Source organism: Mesorhizobium sp. M0437 (assembly GCF_040321335.1).
Taxonomy (GTDB): domain Bacteria; phylum Pseudomonadota; class Alphaproteobacteria; order Rhizobiales; family Rhizobiaceae; genus Mesorhizobium.
This window is the reverse complement of record NZ_JAMYRK010000125.1, coordinates 1-7,110: the sequence shown is the minus strand read 5'-3', so window position 1 is coordinate 7,110 and position 7,110 is coordinate 1. Positions and strand designations below refer to the sequence as shown.

General features: G+C 58.5%; 8 protein-coding genes. 5 read left to right on the top strand and 3 right to left on the bottom strand.

Annotated features, from left to right (window positions below):
- Positions 1 to 49: 49 nt before the first annotated feature.
- Entirely contained in the window at positions 50 to 283 is a 234-nt protein-coding gene (locus NKI72_RS33530) for a KTSC domain-containing protein (RefSeq protein ID WP_352852051.1), read from the top strand.
- 1,379 nt (positions 284 to 1,662) lie between these two features.
- Complete coding sequence (locus tag NKI72_RS33525) at positions 1,663 to 1,884, top strand: hypothetical protein (protein ID WP_352852049.1); 222 nt, start codon at positions 1,663 to 1,665, stop codon at positions 1,882 to 1,884.
- A gap of 35 nt (positions 1,885 to 1,919) precedes the next feature.
- Here NKI72_RS33525 and NKI72_RS33520 read toward each other — a convergent pair whose 3' ends face one another.
- Together NKI72_RS33520 and NKI72_RS33515 are read right to left on the bottom strand one after the other, a co-directional pair.
- On the bottom strand, positions 1,920 to 2,102 hold the full coding sequence (locus tag NKI72_RS33520) for a hypothetical protein (protein ID WP_352772297.1): 183 nt from the start codon (positions 2,100 to 2,102) through the stop codon (positions 1,920 to 1,922).
- 333 nt (positions 2,103 to 2,435) lie between these two features.
- Positions 2,436 to 2,720 carry a hypothetical protein gene (locus NKI72_RS33515; protein WP_352772299.1) on the bottom strand — a complete coding sequence of 95 codons (285 nt, stop codon included), beginning with the start codon at positions 2,718 to 2,720 and terminating at the stop codon, positions 2,436 to 2,438.
- An 896-nt stretch (positions 2,721 to 3,616) separates the two neighbouring features.
- Here NKI72_RS33515 and NKI72_RS33510 point away from each other — a divergent pair.
- From NKI72_RS33510 to NKI72_RS33500, 3 genes are all read left to right on the top strand, one after another.
- Positions 3,617 to 4,120, top strand: coding sequence for a hypothetical protein (locus tag NKI72_RS33510; protein ID WP_352772302.1), 504 nt, complete (start codon positions 3,617 to 3,619; stop codon positions 4,118 to 4,120).
- Between the two features lie 72 nt (positions 4,121 to 4,192).
- Positions 4,193 to 4,936: a glucoamylase family protein gene (locus NKI72_RS33505; protein ID WP_352852048.1), complete on the top strand. Its 744-nt coding sequence runs from the start codon at positions 4,193 to 4,195 to the stop codon at positions 4,934 to 4,936.
- Between the two features lie 871 nt (positions 4,937 to 5,807).
- Positions 5,808 to 6,056 carry a hypothetical protein gene (locus NKI72_RS33500; protein ID WP_352852046.1) on the top strand — a complete coding sequence of 83 codons (249 nt, stop codon included), beginning with the start codon at positions 5,808 to 5,810 and terminating at the stop codon, positions 6,054 to 6,056.
- 198 nt (positions 6,057 to 6,254) lie between these two features.
- Here the strand turns inward: NKI72_RS33500 and NKI72_RS33495 are convergent, their stop codons facing one another.
- Positions 6,255 to 6,833 (bottom strand): DUF309 domain-containing protein, encoded by a 579-nt coding sequence (locus NKI72_RS33495; RefSeq protein ID WP_352772310.1) that lies wholly within the window; start codon positions 6,831 to 6,833, stop codon positions 6,255 to 6,257.
- Positions 6,834 to 7,110 lie beyond the last annotated feature (277 nt).

Below are 7,110 nucleotides of genomic sequence, written 5' to 3'. Positions count from 1 at the left end.
CGTCTCCCCAAAGAAAGCTTGACCCCAGCACTCCGGTGCTCAGGTTCTCCTGGCTGCCGGATGCGCACGTCTGCGGTCTTCACCGGATGCGTACTACGATCCTGACAGAAGAACCCTCTCTGTGTGGTTCGTCGCCAGCCGTAAACGGTACGAGTTTGAGGGGGTACCGCCGGAAACCTTTGCCGCGTTCCGGGCCGCGTTCGCCAAGGGCCGCTATTTCCACGACCACATCCGCAACAATTTCCGCTATCGTCTGGTTGCGAGCGATAGCGACCCGGGATGACTTGACCTCTCCGTGTCACCGGCGGTTGGTAGACGCTTTGCCGCTGTTGCGCTTAGGGTCGCTTACGGTCGACGCTCACTTGGCAAAGCCCCCCCTCGCATCCCCGCGCCTGGTGGAAAGCGCTTGATCGGTCCCGCCGTCCTGGCAGTGCGGCGGGACTTTTTTGCGGTCCAGGTGAAGCACCGGGCACGAGAAGCTTCGGTGCCCAGCAAATCCTTCCCCTCGTACGATATCGCAAGATCGGCCGAATCCGATCCGGTGCTATCGTGCGCTCCCTTGTGCTATGGGTGTAGGCGAGGACGGTCATGGCGACCACTCTCCTTACCTCTTTCTCCGAAATCCCAATCACGCTGGCGCGCTGAAGGTTTCAAGGTCAGTTTCCCGCCGGAGCTTGATTAGCTGAACTATTGCTCGACCGGAAGCGGCTCGTGCTGCGGCTCAGCGTGGTGGAACACCTGTCCAAGATCGCGCGCGTCGAACGTTTGCCCGCAGACTGGGCAGTAGACAAAGTGCTTCTATTCGTCATCCACCGGCCCGTCATGCGGCTTGCCTTCGTAGCCGGTGGCGATGTTGTCGGTTCTGATCCTCGTCATTCATCCGCAACGCAACCGTCGGCTATCGGTTTCCGTGCGGAATCACCTTCCGTTCACTCTGGCTAATATAAGCTTTGTACCTACAAGGATTGGTAAGAGTGCTGCTGATCCCTGACCAGCCTGTTCACGGCAATTCTTATACGAACGATCTTTGCCCTTAAGTGCAGGCTGCGGCTAAGATAGCGCCCGACCCGAGGGCGCTGCCGTGCCTCCTCAATAGCCGAATCATGGGTTACATTAGGCTTATCTTATATGATGGCGCAAGCGAAGCTGCGTAGCCGGGAGCAACGCGTAAGCCTCGCCAGCGCGATGCCTTCTGGCGCAGCACCGCCAAGACAATTCTCGTTCAACTGTCCGAATCAGGAATTGCACCCAGGCTCACCGAACAAGAAGTTGGCGCGCTTCTTCATGCTGTCTTAGGCGATATAGCCACCCGGAGTGCTGCGAAACTTGCACAATGGCATCGGCTCACGACGAACAATTCCGCGTGGAGACACCCCAGGGCTCCGCAAGCGTAGCACTGCATCCGTCGAATGCAAGGTTTCTCAATAGCGGATGAAAGGTCCGCGTTCGTCGGAATCATGCGCGCGAATGTACTCTCGGGCGGGATACGGTTCCGCCTCGACTGACAGGGAGCGCATTGGTCATTCGGCCCATCTCGCCTTTTGTCGCGGCGGCAAAGACGGCCGGGGCATTTTGGCAGCGCTCATCACTGATAGAGGAACGGCGGCACCCCGTTTCGCCCGATATCAGGGAACGATATCGCCCCCCATGCATTAGAAACTGATGGACACTATGGAACCCCACGGGATAGCGGCAGATATTTTGACATCGGAAGTTGCCAATACCAGGCGGCGCATCCACCGGACCGAGCTCGCGCTTCAACGCACTGAAGAAATGCTGGCCGAGAATCTCGCGCTGCGCAGCAGGATACGAACTGCGGTCGAGGCCGCAGACCGCTTGTTGAAGATCGATCGTCCCAGCTTTGAAGGGCGTCGCCCAGATTGAACTAGGCCGTCGCTTCATTCGTCGCGCCCCACCGGCTACCGGCGCCACCACTCGCGCTCGAGCACGGCGGCAATCATGTCCACAGACGGCGAGCGCGGCTCATCGTGGGCGGACTGGTGCTCGGCCAGGAACCGATCGTCCATGCGGCCGATGGCTTCAGCGACGTGGGCCAGCGATTGGTCGATCCAGACCGCGGCGGAACGATCGGTCGCCGTCATGCCGACGGCTCGGTGTCGGGGTGCTCGGGGCGGCGGTGGGTATTGGTACATCATGTGTTTGTGCTGTCGTCAACGCATTCGGGTCCGCATTTGGCATTATCGGGTGCTCTCTTCACGGCAATGGGGTGATCTCGTCCCCGCATGGCCTCTTCGGTGCGGACCGATTTCGGGAAGGGAGATTGAGGTGCGACCGGCCGGAATCAGGCGCAAAGCGGGCGCCAGCTTAATCCCTCCATATACCTCATCAGCTGTTCAGCATCGCAGCATTGGTGAGCTACGCGGGCACGCTCGCGCTGGCGCCTTGCAGAAGACTTGCCTTTGGGTGATCACCTGTCATCCCTCATGACCAGGGAGGAAGCAGAACAGGGTGTTCGCTACTTTTGCACAAAATGGGCTGAAGAGCGCGGGGATCTTGATCAGCCAGAGAATCCGAGATGTTCCGATTTCTTTTCTTGGCTTGAGCAGAAGTCGCCGGGCCACTTGAAATTCCGAAGCAGTACTTCGGTGCGGGGCGACGTCGAGCGATGGTTCATCGACGAATTCAAGCAAGGTTGGCGCCACTAGCAAGCGATTTCCGGAGAAGCCAGTGCCGTGCTTCGGGCCACCTTCCGCGATCACGCCATACCCATCTCACTTGCCTCCTGCGGCGGGAGACCCCAATCCCGCCTTCGGTCTTCCAAGACCTTCGTGCCTCCCAACGGCAATGGCCGGACTCACCGTACGCCTTCTGCGATCGAGCGTCCGCAACGGGTCGCAAATGTTGCCATTCGTCTCATCGAGGGGAACGAGCAAGTAGCGCTATGGGCGGACGCTTAGCTTCGAGGTCTTGAACGTCTCGAAATGTCACGGAAGTAGACCGTCCGCAGTCAGGTCGAAACTATCAGGCGAGGACACGGCCGATAGCTATGAAGCCGCCTTGCTGGAAGCGCCCTCCCCTTCACATGACGCTCGCCGCGTGGGAGGCGATTATTGTTCTATCCCGGGCCGGACCAGCTGGATTGCCCGTACAGCGCCCCCAAAGAGCGCTGTAGTATAGGCGAAGGCTGGCGCGAGAAGATTGCGCCGAGGATCTCGGTGCGCCGCTTCGGCGCCTGTCTGATGGAGAGCCGCGCGCCTAATGCGTGGCTCACTTTCCTCTTTTTCTTTCCGCCTGCCAGCGCCAGGCGTGCGCGCCAAGGGGCAGGCGCGGCAAGCCGCTTGTCCAGCCGTCAAAAAAACGGCTTTCGGCCGGCGGCCGAACCTTCCGTTTTTCCGCCGTCACGACCGCTTGACCCGCACGCCTGTAGCCGGTGGGCGGGCTGCGCTCTCCCCCTCTGGCCGAGCAAATGCCGGGGCATTTACTCGACCAGAAGGGCGAGGCTTCGCCCCAACGGGAGAATGTGAATCAGCGCCGAAGGTTGACCCTTGGCCATTGCTGTGTAACCCCTAGATTGCAGCCGATTCATCCTATGGCAGCATTTGACCTGACATCGCACAATGTCCGGCGGTCTGTATGCCAATCAGCAACCAGCTCGATGATCCCCAGCACACTCCAAGCACCCGACCTCCCGGCAAACGTTCACAAAGTCGACGAGGACGCGCTGCTGGACATTGTGCAACGGCAAGCGGCCCGGTACTTCTGGGAAGGCGCACATCCCGTCAGCGGCCTTGCCCGAGATCGACAGAAGACCACCGGTGCTCCGGCCAACGATCTCGTGGCGATCGGTGGTTCTGGTTTCGGTATGTTGGCCATCATCGTTGCGGTTGAACGCGGATGGATCGATCGCACGGCAGCATTAAGCCGATTGCAGGGAATGCTGGATTTCCTGGAAAGCTCGCAGCGTTATCACGGCGTGTTCCCGCATTTCATCAATGGCCGCACTGGTGCGACAATTCCGTTCCGACGCAAGGACGACGGCGCTGATCTGGTCGAAACCACTTTCCTGTTTCAAGGTCTGATTTGCGCCCGTGAATATTTCGCCGGGATGGCAACCGAGGAAGCGCGCCTTCGCGAGTGTGTAAACGCGCTGTTGTCATAGGCCGAATGGAACTGGTTCACACGTGGGGCTCGGCAACTTATGTGCCACTGGAGCCCGAACCACGGCTGGGCGATGGACAGCCCGATCACGGGTTGGAACGAATGCCTGCTCACTTTCGTGCTGGCGGCGGGATCAGCGCGCCACCCGATCGATCCGGGGATCTATCATGAAGGCTTTGCGGGTGGACCCGACTTTCGAAACGGGCGCGACCATTACGGGATCGTCCTGCCGTTGGGAATGAATTCTGGTGGTCCGCTTTTCTTTTCGCACTATTCCTTCTGCGGGCTCGATCCGCGAAGCCTAAGCGACCGATACGCCGACTACTGGCAACAGAACCTCCGTCATACGCAGATCAATTATTGGCATTGCGTCCGCAATCCCCATAACCATTTGGGATACGGCCCTGATTGCTGGGGTCTGACCGCGAGCCATGGGCCGCGAGGGTACGTCGCGAGTGCACCTGACAGAGACTTTGGCGTGATCACTCCGTCCGCTGCCCTGTCGAGTTTCCCTTATGCTCCGGCGGAAGCGATGTGCGCGCTACGTGGTTTCCTGACCAAGCCGCGAAACCGCATATGGGGCCGCTTTGGCTTTGTCGACGCGTTTTGCGAATATCGCAACTGGTACTCCCGAACCTATCTGGCGATCAATCAGGGGCCGATCATCGCGATGATCGAGAACCATCGTACAGGGCTGCTGTGGAAGCTGTTCATGGGCACGCCGGAGGTGCGCAGGGGCTTGGCGAGGCTGGGCTTCACCAGCCAGCGTCTGGACAACATCAACGTATGCACAGGTCGAGAGCTGCCGCGGACATAGTCCATGGGGTGGATTCTTCCCTGAGTGATCGTCTGGCAGGTCCACTCGGTTCGCGATGCGCTTCCCCGCCGCGTCGTAGTTGCGGCGCGGAGTGAGAAATGTCAGGGAATAGTCGCGAGAAAGTCTAAGCGTTGAACCTAAACGCTACCATGTATTCCAAAATGCCATAGCATAGATAGCAGTACCGATAAACAACACAGTCGACATTCTCATGAATAGCTGAAATGAAAAATAATCTTTCATCGCGGCCTCCTTTGTTTTCTTGATTTTTTGTGGCCAACAGATCACCATATCACAAAACGAATGCGCTTTGGTAATTTATTTCCAGAGTTTATAGCGCAGGTCTAGATCAAGCAGCCGACCGTTCGCAGCCGCAAATCGAAGTCGGTTTCGTTAGATCGCCCGGTTTGATTGCCTCTCGATTCGACGATACTCGCTCGCCCTTCAACTTTGAGCTGATCGCACCGCAAAGAGCTCGTCTGCGCGTGCCAGGCGTCCATGGCAGGGCGCGTGGTGACACCGGAGGGCACCCCCTATCCGGATCGACCGCGATCTTCTCACCCGGATGGTCGAATCCCGCGGCTGGGCCGGACGACATCGGGCGTTAGCTGCTTCTGTTCATAGTCTACATCCGCGACAATCGCGCTCGCTCGAGGCTGCTGCTGTGATCTATCGTCCCCACTAAGCGGCGCGGGCTACCGACCAGCGTCTGTTCTTTGGCGTACTGGCGACATTGGCGTATCGGCCGGCGAAGGTCGCCTCAGGGTCAAAGGCGTGAATTTGACGACATCACGGTCTCAATCAGCGCGGATAGAGATTTCAGTTTCAACGGAAACGGGAAGCTGAAATAGCTGGCGGAATTGCCGGTGCAATGAAAGAACCAGCGCAGCGAATTTTCAGCCAGGTCCAGGCGAAAGACGGAATTCGGCATTGGGCGAACCGCGTGCGCACCAGCCGCCGCGCCGCCGGATTGTGGAACCTCTCGCGGATGGTTTTACAACAAACACCAAGGCCATCAGAAAGCAGGAAGTCGTTGATCGCTGGGGTGATTGTTTCTGAATTACTTTGGGGTGGTCCCGCACCGCCATCGTTGTCGATCCTCACCCTGTCGACCAAGTAGTCCGGCGAATAGAGGCGTCACGTCGGCGCGTCCAGGGCGGCAACAAGCTTGGTATGCCTCGTCTGAAGTCAAGGCTCCGCAGCCGATCCAGCGCTTATTGCTTTACGGCGCTGCATGCGGTGGTGAGCGGCTTTTATAAATAGGGTTACTTACAACGCCTTCCCACAGGCGAAGCTGGGTTGAACGGAGGGTTGCCGATCAGACACTCTCCAATTTTGGGGCGAGAATAAAATCGAAAATGGGCTCGGGCTGGTCAGGCTTTAGCTCTGGCAAGAAAACCCGGGAAGTTACGGCCGCTTCGGCATATTCTGCAAGCGCGGCAGGTGTCATCCCGAGTGCAGTCTCAAAGTGCCGGCTCGGCACCGTCACCACCTGACGAAAAAGCGCGGCAGCTCTTGTCGCGTGGCGCACGGCAGCGACCCGCTTTCCCTCGCGTATTTTTACCCCGGCCGCCGCCAATAGGATCAATCCCTTGAAGAACAGGCGGTGCTGGGTGCTTCGTTTCGCAGCGTGCCAAAGAGACTCCCAAGCCTCATGGGCTTCCCAGTAATAGCCGTGATTGAAAAGGTCGATTCCCCATCGAAAGACATCCGAGCCTAACGCTTCCGCAAGGGGGACGGTCACGGGATCGTTTCGGTAGCTATGGCCCAAGGGGTCACGTACCGGATGCGGATGTTTGCCAGGCAGGTACGCATAGGTCGGAAGATTCTTTTCGGGCAGCAAGCGAGGACGAGACATCGGCCTAGCAAGCATGAAAAGCGCGTTGTGGCAATTCATGTCACATGGGAACTGCCATTCGTCAGAGCTGAGGCCTTGAATGGGGTGGGTTCCGGTTTCGGGAGATTTCGCTCCCAATTCCTCACTGCCAATTATGCGAGTTTCAAGCACAAATCATGAACATAGGATGACGGGGTATTGGGTTCGAATTCGCAGCCAGGGGTCAGGTTTGCGCCTGATGCACGAACATGAAGTAATCGCGGAAGCGGTGGCCACCTGAGATGTGGCGGCGATGTTCGAACATCTGGCCGGCTGGCTGTCCTCCGATAGGATGAAG